This window comes from Desulfocurvus sp. DL1XJH-121, assembly GCF_054819825.1.
Genome location: NZ_JBTVWW010000020.1, coordinates 1 through 19,560, shown reverse-complemented (window position 1 = coordinate 19,560; position 19,560 = coordinate 1). Strand labels below are relative to the sequence as shown.

20 protein-coding genes are annotated in these 19,560 nt (G+C 66.2%); 9 read left to right on the top strand and 11 right to left on the bottom strand.

All coding sequences use genetic code 11. The features are described 5' to 3' along the window. Positions 1–25: 25 nt before the first annotated feature. The 5 genes from ACYYG1_RS13245 to ACYYG1_RS13225 form a co-directional block, all read right to left on the bottom strand. Positions 26–1,417: an FAD-binding oxidoreductase gene (locus ACYYG1_RS13245; protein WP_461210801.1), complete on the bottom strand. Its 1,392-nt coding sequence runs from the start codon at positions 1,415–1,417 to the stop codon at positions 26–28. Between the two features lie 43 nt (positions 1,418–1,460). Then, complete coding sequence (locus tag ACYYG1_RS13240; protein WP_461210800.1) at positions 1,461–2,153, bottom strand: amino acid ABC transporter permease; 693 nt, start codon at positions 2,151–2,153, stop codon at positions 1,461–1,463. Between the two features lie 2 nt (positions 2,154–2,155). Continuing rightward, the gene (locus ACYYG1_RS13235) at positions 2,156–2,920 is read right to left on the bottom strand and encodes an amino acid ABC transporter ATP-binding protein (RefSeq protein ID WP_461210799.1); all 765 of its coding nucleotides are present in this window, start codon (positions 2,918–2,920) and stop codon (positions 2,156–2,158) included. Next, positions 2,920–3,603, bottom strand: a complete 684-nt coding sequence (locus tag ACYYG1_RS13230) for an amino acid ABC transporter permease (RefSeq protein WP_461210798.1) — start codon at positions 3,601–3,603, stop codon at positions 2,920–2,922. The genes ACYYG1_RS13235 and ACYYG1_RS13230 overlap by 1 nt, the downstream gene beginning before the upstream one ends. Before the next feature lie 102 nt (positions 3,604–3,705). Next, on the bottom strand, positions 3,706–4,458 hold the full coding sequence (locus ACYYG1_RS13225; RefSeq protein WP_461210797.1) for an ABC transporter substrate-binding protein: 753 nt from the start codon (positions 4,456–4,458) through the stop codon (positions 3,706–3,708). 202 nt (positions 4,459–4,660) lie between these two features. Between ACYYG1_RS13225 and plsY the strand changes: the two genes are divergently transcribed. Continuing rightward, the gene (gene plsY, locus ACYYG1_RS13220) at positions 4,661–5,269 is read left to right on the top strand and encodes a glycerol-3-phosphate 1-O-acyltransferase PlsY (RefSeq protein ID WP_461210796.1); all 609 of its coding nucleotides are present in this window, start codon (positions 4,661–4,663) and stop codon (positions 5,267–5,269) included. 118 nt (positions 5,270–5,387) lie between these two features. Here plsY and hflX read toward each other — a convergent pair whose 3' ends face one another. From hflX to ACYYG1_RS13205, 3 genes are all read right to left on the bottom strand, one after another. Continuing rightward, complete coding sequence (gene hflX / locus ACYYG1_RS13215; RefSeq protein ID WP_461210795.1) at positions 5,388–6,992, bottom strand: GTPase HflX; 1,605 nt, start codon at positions 6,990–6,992, stop codon at positions 5,388–5,390. Between the two features lie 228 nt (positions 6,993–7,220). After that, positions 7,221–7,820: an IMP cyclohydrolase gene (locus ACYYG1_RS13210; RefSeq protein WP_461210794.1), complete on the bottom strand. Its 600-nt coding sequence runs from the start codon at positions 7,818–7,820 to the stop codon at positions 7,221–7,223. A gap of 220 nt (positions 7,821–8,040) precedes the next feature. Further along, complete coding sequence (locus ACYYG1_RS13205; RefSeq protein WP_461210793.1) at positions 8,041–8,604, bottom strand: tetratricopeptide repeat protein; 564 nt, start codon at positions 8,602–8,604, stop codon at positions 8,041–8,043. Positions 8,605–9,085: 481 nt separating this feature from the next. Between ACYYG1_RS13205 and flgB the strand changes: the two genes are divergently transcribed. The 7 genes from flgB to ACYYG1_RS13170 all read left to right on the top strand — a co-directional run bounded on the left by flgB (position 9,086) and on the right by ACYYG1_RS13170 (position 15,078). Continuing rightward, positions 9,086–9,496, top strand: a complete 411-nt coding sequence (gene flgB, locus ACYYG1_RS13200) for a flagellar basal body rod protein FlgB (RefSeq protein ID WP_461210792.1) — start codon at positions 9,086–9,088, stop codon at positions 9,494–9,496. Beyond that, positions 9,497–9,934 carry a flagellar basal body rod protein FlgC gene (gene flgC, locus ACYYG1_RS13195; RefSeq protein WP_461210791.1) on the top strand — a complete coding sequence of 146 codons (438 nt, stop codon included), beginning with the start codon at positions 9,497–9,499 and terminating at the stop codon, positions 9,932–9,934. 23 nt (positions 9,935–9,957) lie between these two features. Then, positions 9,958–10,299, top strand: coding sequence for a flagellar hook-basal body complex protein FliE (gene fliE, locus ACYYG1_RS13190; protein WP_461210790.1), 342 nt, complete (start codon positions 9,958–9,960; stop codon positions 10,297–10,299). 70 nt (positions 10,300–10,369) lie between these two features. After that, complete coding sequence (gene fliF / locus ACYYG1_RS13185) at positions 10,370–11,998, top strand: flagellar basal-body MS-ring/collar protein FliF (protein ID WP_461210789.1); 1,629 nt, start codon at positions 10,370–10,372, stop codon at positions 11,996–11,998. Beyond that, positions 11,998–12,993 (top strand): flagellar motor switch protein FliG, encoded by a 996-nt coding sequence (fliG, locus tag ACYYG1_RS13180; protein ID WP_461210788.1) that lies wholly within the window; start codon positions 11,998–12,000, stop codon positions 12,991–12,993. Before fliF ends, fliG begins: the two co-directional genes overlap by 1 nt. Further along, entirely contained in the window at positions 12,980–13,738 is a 759-nt protein-coding gene (locus ACYYG1_RS13175; protein ID WP_461210787.1) for a FliH/SctL family protein, read from the top strand. The genes fliG and ACYYG1_RS13175 overlap by 14 nt, the downstream gene beginning before the upstream one ends. After that, on the top strand, positions 13,735–15,078 hold the full coding sequence (locus tag ACYYG1_RS13170) for a FliI/YscN family ATPase (protein WP_461210786.1): 1,344 nt from the start codon (positions 13,735–13,737) through the stop codon (positions 15,076–15,078). The genes ACYYG1_RS13175 and ACYYG1_RS13170 overlap by 4 nt, the downstream gene beginning before the upstream one ends. 65 nt (positions 15,079–15,143) lie before the next feature. On the opposite strand, the gene ACYYG1_RS13165 is transcribed toward ACYYG1_RS13170, so the two are convergent. The 3 genes from ACYYG1_RS13165 to rsgA all read right to left on the bottom strand — a co-directional run bounded on the left by ACYYG1_RS13165 (position 15,144) and on the right by rsgA (position 17,666). Beyond that, on the bottom strand, positions 15,144–15,593 hold the full coding sequence (locus ACYYG1_RS13165) for a GNAT family N-acetyltransferase (RefSeq protein WP_461210785.1): 450 nt from the start codon (positions 15,591–15,593) through the stop codon (positions 15,144–15,146). A 244-nt stretch (positions 15,594–15,837) separates the two neighbouring features. Continuing rightward, entirely contained in the window at positions 15,838–16,359 is a 522-nt protein-coding gene (locus tag ACYYG1_RS13160) for a CHAT domain-containing protein (protein ID WP_487247198.1), read from the bottom strand. Positions 16,360–16,556: 197 nt separating this feature from the next. Further along, positions 16,557–17,666 (bottom strand): ribosome small subunit-dependent GTPase A, encoded by a 1,110-nt coding sequence (gene rsgA, locus ACYYG1_RS13155; RefSeq protein WP_461210784.1) that lies wholly within the window; start codon positions 17,664–17,666, stop codon positions 16,557–16,559. A gap of 1,364 nt (positions 17,667–19,030) precedes the next feature. On the opposite strand from rsgA, the gene ACYYG1_RS13150 reads away from it, so the two are divergent. Further along, positions 19,031–19,560, top strand: a 530-nt coding sequence (locus ACYYG1_RS13150; protein ID WP_461210783.1) for a helix-turn-helix domain-containing protein, incomplete at its 3' end; no start/stop codon positions are given.

Sequence of the window (19,560 nt, the reverse complement as noted above, 5' to 3'; positions counted from 1 at the left end):
GGCCGCCGGAGGCAAACTTCCCCTCTTACGCGAACAATTTGCCGGGGTTCAAAATTAAAAGGGGGTCGAAGGCTTCCTTGATGGCGCGTTGCACGCGCATGGAGGGTTCGGAGAGTTCCATGGGCAGGAAGCGTTTCTTGGCCAGGCCGATGCCGTGTTCGCCGCTCATGGTGCCGCCCATGTCCAGCACCAGGGCCAGGATTTCCCGGGCGCAGGCCTCGGCGTCGGCGGCCCTGTCCGCGGGCGCGGCGATGTTGATGTGGATGTTGCCGTCCCCGGAGTGGCCGAAGGCGAAGACCGTGAGGCCGTGGCGTTCCTCCAGCCCGGGCAGCAGGTCCACGAACCCGGCGATGCGCGTCAGCGGCAGCACCACGTCCTCGGGCACGTAGATGGGCGCGATGTCGTGGATGCGCAGGGAGACCTGGCGGCGCACGTCCCACAGGGCCTCGCGCTCGGCCTCGTCCTTGGCGGGCAGGAAATGCAGGGCCCCGGCCTGGCGGCAGATGGCCTCGGCGCGGCGCATCTCGGCCTCGGCCGCCACCCGCGCGCCGTCGGTCTCCAGGAGCAGCAGCGCGCCGTCCTTGGGCAGATCGCCGAAGGGCAGCAGGTCGCCCACCAGGTGCAGGCAGCGGCTGTCCAGGAACTCCACGGCCGAGGGAAGCACCCCGCCCGCCATGACGGCGGAAACGGCCTCCATGGCCTTGTTCAGGGAATCGAAGACCACCACCTGGGAGAAGGTGGCCTCGGGCGCGGGAATGAGTTTCAGGCAGAGTTTGGTGATCACGCCCAGGGTGCCCTCGCTGCCCACCAGCAGTTGCGTCAGGTCGTAGCCCACCACGCCCTTGCGCGTGACCGTGCCCACGCCCACGATCTCGCCTGTGGGCAGCACGGCTTCGAGCCCCAGCACGTAGTGCTTGGTGACCCCGTATTTCACGCACGCCGGGCCGCCCGCGTTGGTGGCCGCGGTGCCGCCCACGCTGGCCGTGGACAAGCTCGCCGGGTCCGGGGGGTACGAGAGGCCCTTGGCCCGGGCCGCGGCCTGCAGGTCCGCCACGATGACCCCGGGCTCCACCTCGGCCACGAGATTCATCTCGTCCACGCAGAGGATGCGGTTCATGCCCGACATGTCCAGAACCACGCCCCCGTGCACGGCCAGGGCCCCGGCGGCCAGGCCCGTGCCCGCGCCGCGCGGGGTCACGGGGAAGCGGTATTCGTTGGCCAGCCTGAGCAGCGCGGCCACCTGTCCGGCGCTGCGGGCGCGCACCACGGCCCCGGGGCGCAGGATTTCCGTGGACTCGTCGCGCGAGGCGCTCTTGAGGGCCGCGTCGGTGAGGTCCAGGTTCTCGGTGCCCACCGCCGAGGCGATGCGTTCCAGGATATCGGGGGACAGGGATGCGTAGGAAAAGGGTCTGGACATGAAACGCCTCCGGCCCGCGGACGCGGGCGCATGGGGTGGGACGTTATTCCTTGACGCGCTCGAACCCGGGGATGCTGAACCGATCCTCCAGGAAGCGCAACAGCCACACGGCCACGGTCACCAGCAGCAGGTAGTAGACGGCCACGGTGCCGTAGGCCTCGATGGGCCGCCAGGTGGACTTGGCGATGCTGCGGGCCGCGCCCATGAGCTCCTCCACGGTGATGATGGAGGCCAGGGACGAATACTTGATGAGGTAGATGATCTCGTTGCCCACGCCCGGCAGGGCCCGGCGCACGGCCTGGGGCAGCACGATGAAGAGCACCGTCTGCAGCGGCGTCATGCCCAGGGCGCGGGCGGCCTTGAACTGCCCGGCGCGGATGGAGAGCAGCCCGCCCCGGATGTACTCCGACTGGTAGGCCGCGCTGCACAGGGCGAAGCCCAGCACGGCGGCCTGGGTGGCCGTGAGCACCAGGCGGTGCCCGTGGACGGTGATGTAGGGCAGGGCGAAGTACCAGAAATAGAGCTGCACCACCAGCGGCGTGCCCCGGAACACGGCCACGTAGGTGTCCGCCACGCGGCGCGTCCAGCGCGGCCCGTACACGCGGACCACGCCCGTGAATACGCCCAAGAGCATCCCGTACAGCGCGGCGGGCACGATGAGCTTGATGCTCACCAGCAGCGCGGCGTTGAGCCCCGGGACGATGCGCTCGGAGGCGAACAGCCAGTACTGCTCCATGCCTACAGCACCTCTCCCGTGAGTTCGTTGATCTTGGCGCAGAAGGCCTGGGTGCGCGAGTCCACGCCCTCGGCCAATAGCTCCAGCGGGGTGCCGCACTCGATGATCCGGCCCTGCTCCATGAAGATGAATTCGTTGGCCAGCTGCGCGGAGAAGGTGATCTGGTGCGTGGCCATGATCATGGTCATGCCCGCCTTGGCCAGGTCCTTGATCACGGCCAGGACCTCGCCGATGAGCTCGGGGTCCAGGGCGCTGGTGGGCTCGTCCAGGAGCAGCACCGCCGGGTCCATGGCCAGGGCGCGGGCGATGGACACCCGTTGCTTCTGCCCGCCCGAGAGCTGCGCCGGATACAGGCCCGCCTTGCCGGCCAGGCCCACGCGGTCCAGTTCGGCCATGGCCCGCTCCGTGGCCGCGGCCTTGGACATGCCCTTGACCTTCACCAGGGCGATGCGCACGTTCTCCATGGCCGAAAGATGGTCGAAGAGGTTGAAATCCTGGAAGATCATGCCCACGGCCTGGCGGTAGGCATAGAGTTCCTTCTTGCGCGCGAACTCGATTTCCCGGCCCTCCAGCCAGATGCGGCCCGTGTCCGGGGGCAAGAGGAAGTTCAGGCATTGCAGCAGCGTGCTCTTGCCGCCCCCCGAGGGGCCGATGAGCACCTTCAGTTCGCCGCGCTTGAGTTCCAGGGAGACGTCCTGCAGCACATGGTTCTGGCCGAAGGTTTTGTTGATTTTTTCCGCGTGCAGGATGATGTCGTTGCCGGACATTAGATGGTCCCTTCCTGGGTGTAGCCCTTGATGCGCACCTTGCGCTCGATAGAGCGCAGCAGCCGGATGCCGAGGTACGTGAGGATGAAGTACAGGACCGCCGCGAACAGGGCCATGGCCACGGGTTCGTGGGTCCGCCCGGCCACCGAGCGGGTGCGGGCCATGATCTCGGGCACGCTGATGACCATGAGCAGGGCCGAGTCCTTGAGCTGGATGGAGAATTCGTTGGACCAGCCCGGGATGGACAGGCGCAGGGCCTGGGGCAGGATGATGGACTTGATGGCCGTCAGGTCGCTCATGCCTAGGGCGCGGGCCGCCTTGAGCTGCCCGGCGGACAGGGACTGGATGGAGCCGCGCACGATCTGGGACTGGTAGGCCGCGCTGGTCAGCCCCAGGGTCAGCACCCCGGCGACCAGGGCGCTGCTGACGTTGATGAGCGGCAGCAGGCCGAAATAGAAAAGAAAAAGCTGGGCGAGAACGGGGACGCCCCTGAACAGCCAGATGTAGAGCTCCACCACGCGCCGCCAGGTGCGGCCGCCGTAGGTCTGCACGCAGGCCAGGGGCACGCCCATGACGAAACCCAGGGCCAGGGCCCCGACCAGGGCCGCGATGGTCCAGCCCACGCCGCCGAGCATGTAGGGCAGGGCGTCGAGGGTTGCGTTGAATGCCTTTTCGAAATTCATCGTCGGTTTCCGTGTGCTGTACGCCGGGCACGAAAAACGCCCGGCGGGTTCGGGATACCCGAACCCGACCGGGCGGTCAAACGCGGTCAGGGCCGGTGGGGCCTAGTGGATGTCCCACTTCTCCTTGAGCTTGGCCCAGTAGGGATCGGCCATGAGCTTCTCGAGGCCCTTGTTCAGGAGGTCCAGCAGCTCGGGGTCGGTCTTGCGCACGGCGTAGGCGTAGTCCTCGGGGGCGGCGTCGAAGGTGCCGCAGATCTTGTAGTCCGTGTCCTTCATGACCTCGAAGGCGATGGAGCTGTCCATGCCCGAGCCGTCGATGCGGCCGATGGGCAGATCCTGCATGGACAGGTCAGTGGAGTCGTACTGCACGATCTCGTACTTGTAGCCGTGGGCCTTCTTCTGCTCGGCCAGGTACTTGGCGGTGTTGGTGCCGCGCTGCACGCCGATCTTGCGGGTGGAGTTCAGGAAGCCCTGGATGTCCATCTTCTCGTCGCCGCGCACCACCAGCACCTGGGTCACGCTGTAGTAGGCGTTGGTGAAGTTCACGATGTTCTTGCGCTCGGCCGTGGCGCTCATGCCCGAGGCGATGAAGTCGATCTTGCCCGCGTTGAGTGCGGGAATGATGCCGTCCCAGTCCGTGGGCTGGTGCTTGACCTTGAAGCCCATTTCCTTGGCGATCCAGTCCACGGATTCCACATCGAAGCCGGCGGGCTTGCCGTCCTTGTCCACGAACCCGAAGGGCGGGAATCCGAAGTCGATGCCGTTGACGAAGGTCTTCTCAGCGGCCATGGCGCCGCCCGCCAGCATCAGGCAGGCCGCCGCGCACACGAAAAACGCAGTCAGTTTCTTGAACATGTCCGTCCTCTCCTTCCTCTATTCGTATGTGGGAACAGTCTTGAACCGAAGGGAAACACCCCTTCCCCGCGACCCGAATCCGGCGGCAGCCGGAATCATAGGAAATAGCAGAGCGCCCCAGCCCGGGCAAGGGGAAAACCCGGTGTCCCGGCCTTGCCCTGGCGCGCCGGGGCTGGTATTTCCGGCCTGGAAAGGAGGCAGCATGGCATCACTCGCTTGGATCGCTTTGGCGTATCTTCTGGGGGCCGTCCCCTTCGGCCTTGTGGTCGCGAAGGTTTTTTGCGGCGTGGACCCGCGCACAGCGGGCAGCCGCAACACCGGGGCCACCAACGTGGCCCGGCTCTGCGGGTTCAAGTTCGGTGTCCTGGCCCTGGCCCTGGACCTGCTCAAGGGCTTCGTGCCCGCGGCCGTGGCGCTGTCCTTTGCGGAGTCCGCGTTCCTGCCCGGCCTCACCGGCCTGGCGGCCATCACCGGGCATTGCTTCTCCGTGTTCCTCTACGGCAAGGGCGGCAAGGCCGTGGCCACCACCGTGGGCGTGTTCCTGGCCCTGGCCCCGGTGAGCGCCGTGTTCGCGGCCCTGGCCTGCATAGGCGTGATCCTCAAGTCCGGCTACGTGTCCCTGGGCTCCCTGACCCTGGTCACCGCCCTGCCCGTGTTCCTGCTGGTCAGCGGGCAGTTCACGTACCTGTTCTTCTCGCTGATCGTCATGGCCCTGGTCTACTGGCGGCACAAGGAGAACATCGCCCGTCTGGCCCGGGGCGAGGAAAAGCCCTGGCGCAAGGGCGCGTACGCGGAAGCCGAAGAGGAATAGGGCGGGATTCTTTGCGGGAGAGGGGGAGAAGGGGTGATTTCCTCAAAATCACCCCTTCTCCCCCTCTCCCGCGCTTTCTCCCCCTCTTCCCCCAAACCTTTTGGGCCGGGGGGACGGCTCAGGCCGGGGGATCGTCGTCCTCCAGCGCCTGCATGTGGTCCAGGGGCGAGGTCTCGCACCAGCCCGGGAAGGCCTTGGCGCAGACGGCGTCGGCCAGCTCGCGCAGGGAGGCGCGGTCCAGGGCGCAGGCGCGGATGGCTTCGGGATGGGTGTGCAGGAGCGCGTCGCGGAAATCCTGGTCCACGGCGTCCCATTTGTTCAGCACCAACAGGCGCGGGATGTCCGCCAGGTCCATTTCCGCGAGGATGTCCTCCACGGCGGCCACGTGGGACTCCAGTTCCGGGTGCGAGGCGTCGGCCACGTGGATCAGGAGGTCGGCGGCCTCCAGCTCCTCCAGGGTGGCCCGGAAGGCCTCTTTCAACTCCTCGGGCAGCTGGCGGATGAAGCCCACCGTGTCCGTGAGGATCAGCTCCCGCTCCATGGGGAAGCGCAGCCGCCGCGTGGTGGGGTCCAGGGTGGCGAAGAACTTGTTCTCGGCCAGGACCTTGGATTCCGTGAGGGTGTTCAGGAGCGTGGACTTGCCCGCGTTGGTGTAGCCCACCAGCGCGGCCACGGGCAGCCCGGCCTTGGCCCGGCGCAGGCGCGTGGCCTTGCGCCGTTTGCGCAGGTCTTTGAGGTCCTGGCGGATGCGCGTGATGCGCTCGCGCACGCGGCGGCGGTCCGTCTCCAGTTTGGTTTCGCCCGGGCCCCGGCCGCCGATGCCGCCCATCAGCCGCGACAGGGCCCGGCCCGTGCCCGCGAGGCGCGGCAGGGTGTATTGCAGCTGGGCCATCTCCACCTGCAGCTTGCCCGAGCGCGTGGTGGCGTGCTGGGCGAAAATGTCCAGGATGAGCTGGGTGCGGTCCAGGATCTTGCGTTCCGTCACCGACGCCAGGTTGCGCATCTGCGAGGGCGTCAGCTCCTGGTCGAAGAGGATCAGGCCCGCGTTCTCCTGCAGGGCGCGCACCTCCAATTCCGCCAGCTTGCCCTTGCCCATGATGGTCTTGGGGTTCACCTGGCGCACCCGCTGCACCACGCGGCCCGTGGTCTCCAGGCCGGCGGTGCGCGCCAGCTCCGAGAGTTCCGCCAGGGAGATTTCCTGGGCCTCGCGCGGGGCCGTGTCCACGCTCACCAGGAGTGCGCGCTCGGCCTCGCCCAGGGCCGCGCCGTCCTCGGCCAGGGTGCCGCCTCCCCGGGCCAGCTCCTCCTCCAGGGCCTCGGCCAGGGCCGGGAAGTCCGTGTCCACCCGGTGCCAGGGCACGGGGCCCGTGATCTCGTAGGGCTTGGCGTCGGGGTTCGGGGGCAGGAGGTGCGCGTAGCTGGCCTCCTGGGGCATGCCGTAGGGGTCCACGGTCAGGGCGATGACCGCGTCCAGGCGCAGGAAGACCATGTCCATGAGGTCCTCCTGGGTCAGGGGCTCGTTTCCGAGGTGGGTGTGCACCAGCCTGAGCCCGCGCAGGCGTCCGGCGAACCGGCGTTGCCTGGACAGCTCGGGGATGAACAGGCCCCCGGCCTCGCCCACCAGCACCATCTCCGGGCGGCCCTTGCGGTCGATGAGCAGGCCCAGCTGGCGGCCCGTGCCCGCCGAGAGCATGGACAGCTCCTTGGCCTGCTCCGGGCTCATGACGCCCGCGTCCGTATAGCGCCTGGCGTAGAGGCGGGCCAGGTGCTTGAGCTGGCTGGGCTTCAGGCCTTGGGTGTTGCCTTGAACTTTCTGGGCGATGGCCGTGTCTCCGGCGGGCCATAGCGGCGGCCCGTTTGCGTGTTCATTCCCCCACCCTCTGCAAACAACAACCGGAGGCCGGTGTCAACCGGCCTCCGGGCGTGTTCCGGGCACATTCCGGCGGGCGTCCTAGGCGTTGCGGCTCCCCAGGTAGCCGGTGATCATGGCGTCGTATTCGCTGGTCTTGGCGAAGGTCTCGCAGGCCATGTCCTTGCGCAGGGGGAGCGGCGCCTTCATGTCGTTGGCCTTGAGCTCCTCCATGACCCGGGGGTAGTGCTCCGTGCCGGGCACCACGAGGATGGAGTGGAAGTTCTTGGCCGAGGCCCGCAGCATGGTGGGCCCGCCGATGTCGATCTGCTCCACAGCGGCCTTGAGGTCCAGGCCCTTGGCCGCGGCGTGGGCGAAGTCGTAGAGGTTCACGCAGACCAGGTCGAAGGGCTCCAGGCTCAGCCCGGCCAGGGTCTGCAGATGTTCGGGGTTGTCCTTGTCCGCCAGGATCCCCGCGTGGATGTGGGGATGCAGGGTCTTGACCCGGCCGTCCATGATCTCCGGGAACCCCGTGACGTCACTCACCGAGGCCACCTTGAGCCCGGCGTCCAGAAGCTGTCTGCGGGTTCCGCCGGTGGAAAACAGCTCCACCCCGGCGTCGGAAAGAAACCGGGCGAAGTCCACGAGACCCGTCTTGTCGGTCACGCTCAAAATCGCGCGCCTGATGGGCAGAAAATCCATAAGCAGCACCTCTCTGTCTCCAGGGGTGATGCCAAATGTACGGAAGGAAGGCAAGAAGGGAGCGCGGCGGCAATCTCTCCGGAATGGACTTGGCACCCCAGCCCCGGCAGCTCTTGTCGAGGCTGGGGAACCAAGCAGGGGAGGGGAGATTATATCGCCATCTCGGCCGGTCCCGGGGAGCACTTAAGGGAGGGAACCCGACATAACCCCGGGAAGGCCGTTATGACCCGATCTGCTCCAGAAGCTCGCGCGCGGACTCGTTGTCCGGGTCGGCCTCAAGGATTCGCTCCAGGTGTTCCCTGGCTTCCCCGTTCCTGCCTATGCGCGCCAGGCAGCCCGCCAGCGAATAGCGCACCTCGTGCTTCAGGGGGTCGATGGCGAGGAAGTTTTCCATGCGCGGAATCACTTCCTCGATGCGACCCAGCACGTGGCCGAGCTGGATGAGCATGAAGATGGCGACCATGTTCTCGGGGTTGAGCTCAAGGGCCTGGGAAAAGTGGTCGAAGGCCTCGCTCTGGCGGCCGGTCTCGACCTCCACCAGGGCCATTCCGGCCAGCGACTTGTCGTCGATTTCGATGTCCGCGGCCTTCTTGTACAGGGCGTGGGCCTTGTCCATTTCGCCCTGCTGCATGGCGATGGTCGCCAGGCCGAGATACGGATCCGGGTGCACACCATTGGATTTCACGGCCTTGTCGTAATATTCCTCGGCCTTGGCCAAGTCACCCATGAAGAGATAGCACTCTCCGAGTTCCTTGTTGATTTCGTAGTCCAGGTGGCTGCTCATAACGTTACCCCTCCACTTTGGGAAAACGGCAAACTGTGCCCGGTGCACTTCCTCTTGCATCAACCGGGCCAAAGGTTTCAAAAGGCGCTAACGCGCCGTACGGCGTCCTTAGCAATCGCCGTGCCAAAGCCCCGGATACAGGCACCCTATATTAGGATGCGCGCGCGCGAGGCGGCCGGAGCCGCGCGCGCCGGCGTCGGAATTCCATCCCTCCCAGGTGCCTATTCCGGCACCACTTTCCGCACGCCCCCGAGGCCTGCGGAAAAACCTGCCCACCGGGCCCGCTGCGCCGAAGCGCCGACGCCCGGCCCCTGTTAGACGTGAGCCCGGCTTTGATTTTCAGTAAAAAATATTGTTATACCGACATGTTGCCTCTGTTGGCATAGGGGTTGCTCATAACCTGGGCGATCCGCCGGACGTCGAGTTTCGGATGTGGAGCCCCAGGAGGGGGCCGTCGGGCGGGAACACAGGAGGAACGGGCATGAAAGGCCTTTTCGATACCGATATGGCCCTCACGGGAAGGGTGCTGGACATGCGCCTCATGCGTCAAAATGTCGTCATGAGCAACCTGGCCAACATCACCACCCCCAAATACACGGCCAGGCGCCTGGAGTTCGAGAAGGACCTGCAGTCCGCCCTGAACCTGGACGCCCGGGGCAAGATGTCCCGCACCGAGTCCGGACACATGCCTTCGGTGTTCACGGCCGACTCCTTCAGCCCGGACATCGACAGGACCCTGCGCCACCGCGTCATCGCCGGCGAGGACAACGTGGACCTGGACAAGGAAATGACCGTGATGGCCAAGAACACCCTGATGTACAACGCCCTGACCACGGTCCTGAAATCCAAGTTCGAGGGCCTGCAGACGGTGATCAACGAGGGGAGCAAGTAAATGGACTTCCTTACCGCACTCGACATCGGCGCGTCCTGCCTGTCCGCGGAGCGGGCGCATTTGAACATCATTTCCATGAACCTGGCCAACGCCAAGACCACCCGCACCCCCGAGGGCGGGCCGTTCCAGCGGCGTAGCGTGGTCAAGGCCACCACGGACGTGGATTCCCCCTTTTCCCGCACCATGCAGGACCACCTGACGCGGGAGCTCAAGGGCGTGCGCATCCTGGGCATCGCCCGCGACGCCAGCCGCGTGAAGCGGGTCTTCGAGCCCGGGCACCCCGATGCGGACAAGGAAGGATACGTCCTCTACCCGGACATCAACGTGGTGGAGGAGATGACCAACATGCTCTCGGTGACCCGCACCTACGAGGCCTCGGTGGCCTCGGTGTCGTCCATCAAGGGCATGTGGAGCAAGGCCCTGGAACTGGGCAGATAACCAGCAATACGGAGTAACACGCCATGGCCATCCAGAACGTAGCTCTCAACGCCTACAAGAACGCCCTGGAATCCGCCCAGGCCCAGCGCACGGCCCAGCGCTCCACGCGCACCATGAGGAGCGTCGAGGAGCAGCAGCACGCCAAGGGCGGCTTCAGCGAGGTCATTTCCGACTCCCTGAAGCGCGTCAACGACCTGCAGACCGAGAAGCACCAGATGATCCAGGAGTTCGCCTCGGGCGAAAACCAGAACGTCCACGAGCTGATGATCTCCCTGCAGAAGGCCGGGCTGGCCATGAAGATGACCAGCGCCGTGCGCAACAAGGTCATGGAGGCCTACAAGGAGCTGTCGCGCACCTCCTTCTAGGCGGTGCGGCGAGCGTTCACCCAAGGGTCCCTGACGGACCGGACAACGATTTTCCATCCGGAGCATAAGCATGTCGCCCGTATTCGCAGACGTCGCCGAAAGGGTCAGAAATTTCTGGGGCCGCACCAACGTCTCCCAGCGCATCCTCATCGGCGGCCTGACGCTGACGGTCATCGTCACCTTTTTCCTGCTGATCTTCTGGCTCAACCAGCCGGACTACCGGGTCCTGTATTCGCGCCTCTACCCCGAGGACGCCTCCACCGTGGTCAGCATGCTCCAGGACGAGAAGATCCCCTATCAGCTGGAGAACGACGGCTCCACCATCCTGGTGCCCGCCGACAAGGTCTACGACCTGCGCCTGAAGGTCGCGGGCGAGGGCAACCTCCACGGCCAGGGCCTGGGCTTCGAGATCTTCGACGACGTCAAGGTCGGCCAGACCGACTTCGTGCAGCGCATCAACTACCAGCGCGCCCTGCAGGGCGAACTGGCCCGCACCATATCCGAATTTCCCCAGGTGGAGCGCGCCCGCGTGCACCTGGTCCTGCCCCACAAGAGCCTGTTCCTGGAGGAGCAGGCCCGGCCTTCGGCCTCCGTGGTCCTGAAGATGAAGAGCGGCGAGAAGCTCGAGCCCGAGAACGTCCAGGGCGTGGTCAACCTCGTGGCCCTGGCCGTGGAGGGCATGGAGCCCGACATGATCACCGTGGCCGACACCAAGGGCGAGGTCCTCTACTCCCCCAAGGGCCTGGAAGGCCTCAACGGCGGCATGAGCACCTCCCAGATGGAGCACAAGCTGACCATGGAGCAGAGCCTGGAGAGCCGCATCGAGCAGATGCTCATGCCCCTGTACGGGCCGGGCCGGGTCATCGCCAAGGTCAACGCGGAGCTGGATTTCAGCCACAAGACCACGCATTCCGAGGAATACGACCCCGCCTCCGCCGTGGTGCGCAGCGAACAGCGCAGCGAGGAGACGCAGCAGGGCCAAGCCAACATCGAGTCCGGCTCGCCCGAGCCCAACTTCCGCGGCGACGGCGCGGGCAACGCCCTGTCCAACCAGCAGGGCAACCGCGAGACCCGCACCACCAACTACGAAATCAACAAGATCGAGCGCGAGGTCATTTCCCCCCTGGGAGAGTTGAAACGCCTGACCGTCGCGGTTATCGTGGACGGGACGTACGTGCAGCAGCCCCAGGCGGACGGCGCCGAGGCCGCGCCCGGCGACTTCGCCTTCACCCCGCGCAGCGCCGCGGAGATGGACCGAGTGAAGCAGCTGGTGGCCAACGCCGTGGGCCTGGACGAGATGCGCGGAGACACCATCGAGGTCTCCAGCATGTCCTTCGGCGGGCCCGACCAGGAGATCAAGCCCGACGTCATGGAGCTCATCCTGGAGTACGTGCACAGGCTGGGCAAGCCGTTCCTCAACGGCCTGCTGATCTTCCTCTTCCTGGTCATGGTGGTGCGCCCCGTCGTTATGGCGCTGATCCGGCCCAAGACCGAGGTCGAGGGCGTGGAGGGCCTGGCCGGCCTGCCCGAGGGCGAGGGCCGCATAGCCCTCATCGAGGGCGATGACGAAGAGGACGCCATGGACGCGCTCAGAAAGATCGACGACATCCGCGCCCACGCCTTGCAGCTCTCTGAGCAGAATATGGACGGCGCCATGGCCATAATCAAGACGTGGCTCAAGCAGGAGGCCCAGGCGTAATGGCTCTTTCCGGTTCCCAAAAGACGGCCATCCTGATGCTCGCCATGGGCGAGAAGTTCACGGCCGACGTGTTCAAGCGCCTCGACCGCGCTGATATCGCCTTGATATCCAAGGCCATGGTCGAGATGGAAACCATCCCCAAGGAGCAGGTGGAGGAGGTCCTTCGGGAGTACCACCACCAGCTGATCCTGAACGCCGAAATGCTCATGGGCGGCCCCGAGCAGGTCAAGAAGCTGCTCATGAAAAACCTGGACTCCGAGACGGCCAAGTACATCCTGGACGCCCTGGAGCTGGATTCCGGGCCCGCGCCCTTCCGCGAGCTGGAGAACGTCAGCCCGCGTATCCTGTCCCAGATCCTCAGAAACGAGCACCCGCAGACCCTGGCCCTGATCCTCGGGCACCTGCACCCGGACCAGGCCGCCGAGCTCCTGCAGGCCCTGCCCGCGGGCGTGCGCCCGGAGATCCTCATGCGCCTGGCGCGCCTGGAGGCCGTGGCCGAGGAGATGCTCATGGAAGTGGACAAGGTCCTGCAAAGCCAGCTCATCGCCATGGGCGGCAAGGAAGGCAAGAAGGTCGGCGGCGTGGCCGCGGTGGCCGAGATATTGAACGCCGTGGACCGCTCCACAGAGGAAGAGGTGCTCTCGGAGATAGAGGAGGAATCCTCGCAGATGGCCGAGGACATCCGCAACCTCATGTTCGTGTTCGAGGACATCAACGCCCTGGACGACCGCTCCATCCGCGAGCTCCTGAAGGAGGTTTCCAACGAGGACCTGACCAAGGCGCTCAAGGGCTCCTCCGAGGACCTGCAGGAGAAGTTCTTCAAGAACCTGTCGGAGCGCGCCTCGGCGATGATCCGCGAGGACCTGGAGATCATGGGCCCGGTGCGCCTGTCCGAGGTGGAGGGCGCCCAGCAGAACATCGTCAAGATCGTGCGCAGGCTGGAAGCCGAGGGCCGCGTGATGATCGGCCGGGGAGGCGGGGATGTCTTTGTCTAAAAACGACGGCACGCCCCGCAGGGCCCCTCGCGTCATCGTGGGCATGGGCGCCCACGGCCCGTCCGAGAGTACCGTGGCCGACCTCCAGGGCCAGCGCGACACCAGCCGCTGGACCTCGAGCACCGAGGAAGAATACATGGCCCGCGTGCGCGAGCGCGCCACCAAGGCAGCCAAGGAGATCATCTCCAAGGCCATGGCCGACGCCGCCGTCCTGCGCGAGAACGCCGAGGCCGAGGGCTTCGCCTCCGCCGCCGAACAGGCCCAGGCCCAGGTGGATCAGGCGTTCGCGGCCCACGCCCAAACCCTGGGCCAGGCCATGGCCGCCATGGAAGAGGGCGCAGCCGCCCTGTGGCGGGAGCAGCGCGCCGACGTCACCGCCCTGGTGCGTCTGGCCGTGGAGAAGATCCTGGCCGTGGAGCTGGACCAGCGCCGCCAGGAGATCCTGGCCACCGTGCTGGACCAGTCCCTGGAGGCCATCGACTCCCTGCGCCAGCTCGTGGTGCGCGTCTGCCCGGACGACGAGGAGCTGGTCAGCGAACTGCTGATCCGGGCCAAGGACCAGCATCCCGGCCTGGACCGCTGGCGCGTGCGCGCCGACTCGAAGCTCGGCCCCGGCGGCATGATCCTGGAGTCCGCCCAGGGCATGGCCGACAATTCCATGGAGGGCCGCATGAAAAGCGTCATGGCGGTCCTGGACCAGCTGGACTGCGTGGCGTGCTCCGGGGAGGAGGAAACCTCCGGGTGAGCCTCAATCCCCAGGGCTGCGTCAGCCTTCTCAAGGACCTCGACCCCTGCAAGACCTACGGCAAGGTCTGCAAGGTCGTGGGCCTCATCGCCGAGGGCCAGGGCATCAAGGCCCCCCTGGGCGCGGTCTGCGAACTTCTGCCCGACGGCCGCAAGGGCGGCGGCATCTACGCCGAGGTGGTGGGCTTCCGTGACGGGGCCTGTCTGCTCATGCCCTACGGCGAGATGCGCGGCGTGCGCCCGGGAACGCTGATCAAGAACACGTCCACCCCGCCGCTCTTGCCCGTTGGCGAGGGTTTCCTGGGCCGCTGCGTGGACGCCTTTGGCACGCCCTTCGACGACGGGCTCCCGCCCGCGCCGTCCCAGTATTATCCGCTCTACGCCGAGCCCCTGAATCCCCTCAAGCGCCCGCGCATCTCCGAGGCCCTGGACGTGGGCGTGCGCTCCATCAACGGCCTGCTGACCCTGGGCAAGGGCCAGCGCGTGGGCATTATGGCCGGCTCCGGCGTGGGCAAGTCCACCCTCATGGGCATGATGGCCCGCTACACCAAGGCCGACGTCAACGTCATCGCCCTGGTGGGCGAGCGCGGCCGCGAAGTGCTGGAATTCATCGAAAAGGACCTCGGCCCCGAGGGCATGGCCCGCTCCGTGGTGGTCTGCGCCACCTCGGACCACGGCCCCCTGGTGCGCATGCGCGCGGCCTACGCGGCCTCGGCCATGGCCGAATATTTCCGCGACCAGGGCAAGGACGTGCTCCTGATGATGGACTCGGTGACGCGCTTCGCCATGGCCTCGCGTGAGGTGGGCCTGGCCGCGGGCGAGCCGCCAACCACCAGGGGCTACACCCCGTCCGTCTTCGCCCAGCTGCCCAAGCTTCTGGAGCGCGCCGGGCGCAGCACCAAGGGCACCATCACGGGCATCTACACCGTGCTCGTGGACGGCGACGACTTCAACGAGCCCGTGGCCGACGCCGTGCGCTCCATCCTGGACGGGCACATCGTGCTCACCCGCGACCTGGCGGACCAGGGCCACTACCCGGCCATCGACGTGCTCAAGTCCATCTCCCGTCTGCGCGCCGATGTGGCCCCGGGCGAGATCATCCAGACCGGCCAGACCTTCATCCGCCACCTGGCCACCTACGACCGTGTGGAAGACATGGTCAACATCGGGGCCTACAACAAGGGCTCCAACCACGACATAGACCGCGCCATCGAGATGCACGGCCCGCAGATGGCCTACCTGCAGCAGGCCGTGGGCCACGGCGCGGACCTGGACTCCAGCTATCAGGACCTCGCCGCCCTCATCCATCCGGCCAAGCCCAAGGACAAGGCCAAGAAGTAGGGCCGTGTTTACGTGGCCGTCGGTGCGGTCCGGGCTCGTTTCGGCGGGTTCGGCGCGGGAGGGGCTTAGAGCGTGAGGGCCAGCCGCAGCATGTCTTTCAGCTGGATATCCAGTTCGAAAATCGGTTCAGCATACTTGTCGACGAAATAATCCCTGATCACTTCCTGCACCCGGAATCCGAGGCGCTGGTAGAACGCCAGCTGATACCCGAATGTTCCAGTTCCCAACTCGATGCGCCCGATGCCCGCGTCCCTGGCCTCTGCAATGGCGTGGTGCAGCAGCTTCGTCCCGATTCCCTGCCCTTGGCGGCGGGGAAGGACGGAGATATTATATAATTCCAGTGTACTGTCGCCTATGTGGCCCAGGACACACGCGCCGACGGCCTCGCCGGATTCCACGGCGGCGTAGCACAGGGAATTATCAAGATACGCCTTGATGCTTTGCTCGGAAGGATCGGCTTCCAGGAGGAGGCGCATCGGGACCTTGTCCGGGGACACGGCGGCAATCTGCGGCACGGGGCATGCTCCATGACGTTGGCGGCTGTTCGGATTCGCCGTTGATTCCACCCATTTGTTGGCCGGGCAGCGGCGCGGGCGGACAGCCCGGCACCGGGTATGACTCCCTGTATTTTGACGAGAGTGCAAGCTGAATTTGAATGTTGGGCCATGAGTTCCCGTTTGGCCTGGGCATGAGGCCGAAATGCGGGAGGGCCTCCGGCGGCCAAAGGGGGTAACCCCCTTTGGAATCCCTGTGTGGGGCTTATTGCCCGTCCCCTACCAGCATGAACGGACCGAAGAACACCGGGTGCGCGTAGCTGAAGCCCGCGTTGCCCGCCGCGTCCACGTAGCCCGGGCCGTCGATGAGGGCGAGCATGGCCTCGCGCAGCGCCTGGGCCTTGCTCCGGGATTTCGCGGTGTAGCCCTGCATCATCCGGGACGTCAGCTGCACCGTGGACACGGAGTCCACCGGCCAGCTGCTCACCAGCAGGGACGCCGCGCCCGCGTAGAAGAACGAGCGCGCCAGGCCCGAAAGCATCTCGGAGCTTCCCCCCTCCGGAGCGGCCGTGTCGCAGGCCGAGAGGATCACCAGGTCCGCCCGCAGCGTGAGGCCGAGTATCTCCTCGGCCGTCAGCAGTCCGTCCTTGCCGTCCAGGGTGCCCGCCTTCAGCCCGTGCGTGGCGAAGGAGACCACGGAAAATCCCGGAAATCGAAGCCATTGACGGCCCGCTCCGTGGCCTGCTCGCGCAGGGATATCCGGTTGCCCGTTCCCCCGCCGAAATATCTGGCGATGGCTTCAAGCTCGTCCGCGGTCTCGGGCAGATCGGCGACAAGCCGCGCCCGTGGATCAGCTCGGACTTTCTCGGCGATTTTTCCCTGGGGCGATAGCGCGGGGCGGCGTGGCCCCGGGAAGCGGGGCCCGTCGGCTTCGGTTGAAATGAACGGGGGTCGGGAAAGCCTCCCAACCCCCGTTTCTCGTCGTCAGTGCTTCTTGCGCTTGGTGATGCGCTTTATCTCCATGGCCACGTCCTTCCAGCGCTCCTTTTCGACGCAGTCCGAGCTTTTCTCGCTGCGGGCCTGCGCGTATTCCATTTCGCGCCGCATCTTGTGGTAGTTGTCCAGGCGTGCCTGCGAAAGCTCGCCGGAATCCACGGCCCGAAGCACGGCGCAGCCGGGTTCATGTTGATGCGAGCAGTCGGCGAAGCGGCAGGATTCGGCCAGTTCGAGGACGTCGGAGAACGTCGCCTCCAACCCGGCTCCGCCCTTTGCGAGCGCGATTTCGCGGATGCCCGGGTTGTCCATGAGCAGGCCGCCCTGAGGCATGGCGATGAGCTCCCGGGACGTGGTCGTGTGGCGTCCCTTGCCGACGCTTGCGCTGACGGCCCCGGTGGCCTGGATGTCGCTGCCGTGGAGCATGTTCGCCAGCGAGGACTTGCCCGCCCCTGAAGAGCCGACCATGGCGGCGGTGCGCCCGGCGGCCAGATGGCGGTGCAGCTCCCCGACCCCGCTGCCGTCCCGTATCGAGGTCGGCACGACGGGGACGCCGATCGCGACCCCTTCGACCTCGTCGCGGAACGCGTCCGGGGACTCGTGGAGGTCCGCCTTGGTCAGGACGATCACGGGGCTCATGGCGCAGTTGTAGACCAGCGCCAGGAGGCGCTCTATCCGGCGCAGGTTGTAGTCGCGGTCCAGCCCGCAGACGATGAACACCGTGTCGATGTTCGCGGCGATGGGCTGTTCGCGTTGGGCCGCGCCGGTTTGCCTGCCCCGCGACCCCGCCTCGCCGCGGCACAGGGTGTTCTTTCGCGGGAGGACCCGTTTTACGACGCTTTCGTCCACGAGCACCCAGTCCCCGGTGACCGGGTAGTCCAGCTGCCTGTCGTGGCGCGTCTTTCCCGAAGGGGTGCAGAGCCATTCGGCTCGTCCATTGCCGACCAGGAACTGGTCCCGCTGCGCGCTGAGGACCCTGGCCGCTTGGTTCAGGTCGAGCTCCCGGCTTGCGGCCAGGCGTTCGAGATGATCGTTCCAGCCGAGTTGGCGAAGCCGGTTCGCCAGTTCATGTAGGCTTGCTGAAGATGCCTGTGTGTTCATGTCGATCCCATTGCTGTTGCATCGAAGACGCGCTTCGATCGTGTTCGATCACGGCCAGCCGAAACAGCGGCTGGCGGCCGAGGGGAACGGAATGGGAATATGGAACAAGGGCGCGCCAAGAGACCTGTTTCCGATGAAACAAGTCCGGGCTGGTTGCATGCAACCACATGGGTGCCGCGCACAAGCGCGGCGCAAAGGCGGCGTGGACCTGCGGAGTGCCCTTAATCCATATTCCGGGCGGCAAGATCCATGAACTGGAGAAGCATCCAAACTCCTTGGTGAATGGCGGCGCAATGCTTATGGAAACCGTCACGCGTGTCAAGGTGCGGGGTGGCCTTTCGCGCATGGTGTTGCGCGGCGGTCTTGAGGTGCTCGTGGGCTTTTATTGTCGTGGCGCAAAACCAACGGTGCCCTCCCTCCCCACCCGCCGCGATTCCTCGCGGGTAGGGCTTTGGTTTGTCGGGAATGATGGGGGAGGTGGCGCGGTCGCGCCCCATGCGGATACGGGGGGCTTCGCTTTTTTGATTACCATCACAGCCGCTACGCCCCCCGTACCCGCATGGGGCGCTGGGACGTTGCGGTGGTGCAGTCCTTCGATGATTTTGCCACTCGTGTCGCGGCACAGGTGATGCCGCCCCGTCGCACGAGCCCGGCTTCGCTTCGCTGATTTCCATCACAGCCGCTGCGCCGGGCAGCGCGCCGGGGCTTGGGGAGTCCTATAGGCCGGGACGCAAACAGTGCTGCCTCCCGGGACCGGGAGTCACGGCACTATTGATACGAAAATTTGTGACCATGTGCCGTGGCGTCGGGCAAGGCCCAATGATCCTGCCCCTCATCCGCTCCACGGCCAAACTCGTCAGCCGACATCAACGGCGCACATCCATACCCACCCCGAAAATCGGGACCGTAAGGCGAATTCCCGGGCGTACCGTGTAGCCCGAGGAATTACGCAGGGACCGCCTGCGCCCTAGTAGTCATGACTTTGTGGCCATTCTCCTCCGGCTACGCGACTGTCGGACGCACACGCCCACCCGGCCCATCGGGGCAGTTGGGGGCGACGCGGGGCGTACCGTGTAGCCCCGCCAAAGCCCCCGCCCCGCCGACACGCGCGGCATGCCGGGAGGGCAAACCTTGGCACAGCCTCCGCCCTCCCTTGGTCCGCCAATGCCTTCGCCTAACAAAGGGGGCAGGGGAGTCCAGAGGGGCCTGGGGGCTCGCCCCCGGCCCCTTTGGGTCCGCCGCAGGCTGTGCTGAGATGGTTATCACCTGACAGTAGGCCATGAAATGAGCGTGGTCATGCCGCCCTTGGTTGGGGTACGGCTGGAGTTACGAAACTTCACCGAAACCTCGACCAGGAGAACGTCATGACCACGAGGAAGAAGGTAGCACGAAGGAAGCTGAGTTTGCTAGAGCTTGCGACCGAACTGGGCAATGTGAGCCGAGCCTGCCAGGTGATGGGCTATTCGCGGCAACAGTTCTACGAGATCAGACGCAACTTCCAGACGCACGGGTCGCAGGGGCTGCTGGACCGGCTGCCCGGCCCCAGGGGCCCGCATCCCAACCGTGTGGGCGACGAGGCGGAAGCGGCGATCATGGCCTACAGCCTGGAGTTTCCCACGCACGGGGCCGTGCGGGTTGCGCAGCAGCTCGTGCTTCGCGGGGTGCAGGTCAGTTCGGGCGGCGTCCGGGGCGTCTGGAGCCGCCACAGCCTGCTCACGCGCCATGAACGGCTTTTGCGGCTGGAGCAGTCGGTGCGCGGCCGGGCCGTCAAGCTCAGTGACGAACAGATCCGGGCCCTGGAGCGCTTCAGTCCGGAATTCCGTGACCGGCACATCGAGACGCGCCACACGGGCGACCTGGTGGCCGTGGACACGTTCTTCGTGGGCACGCTCAA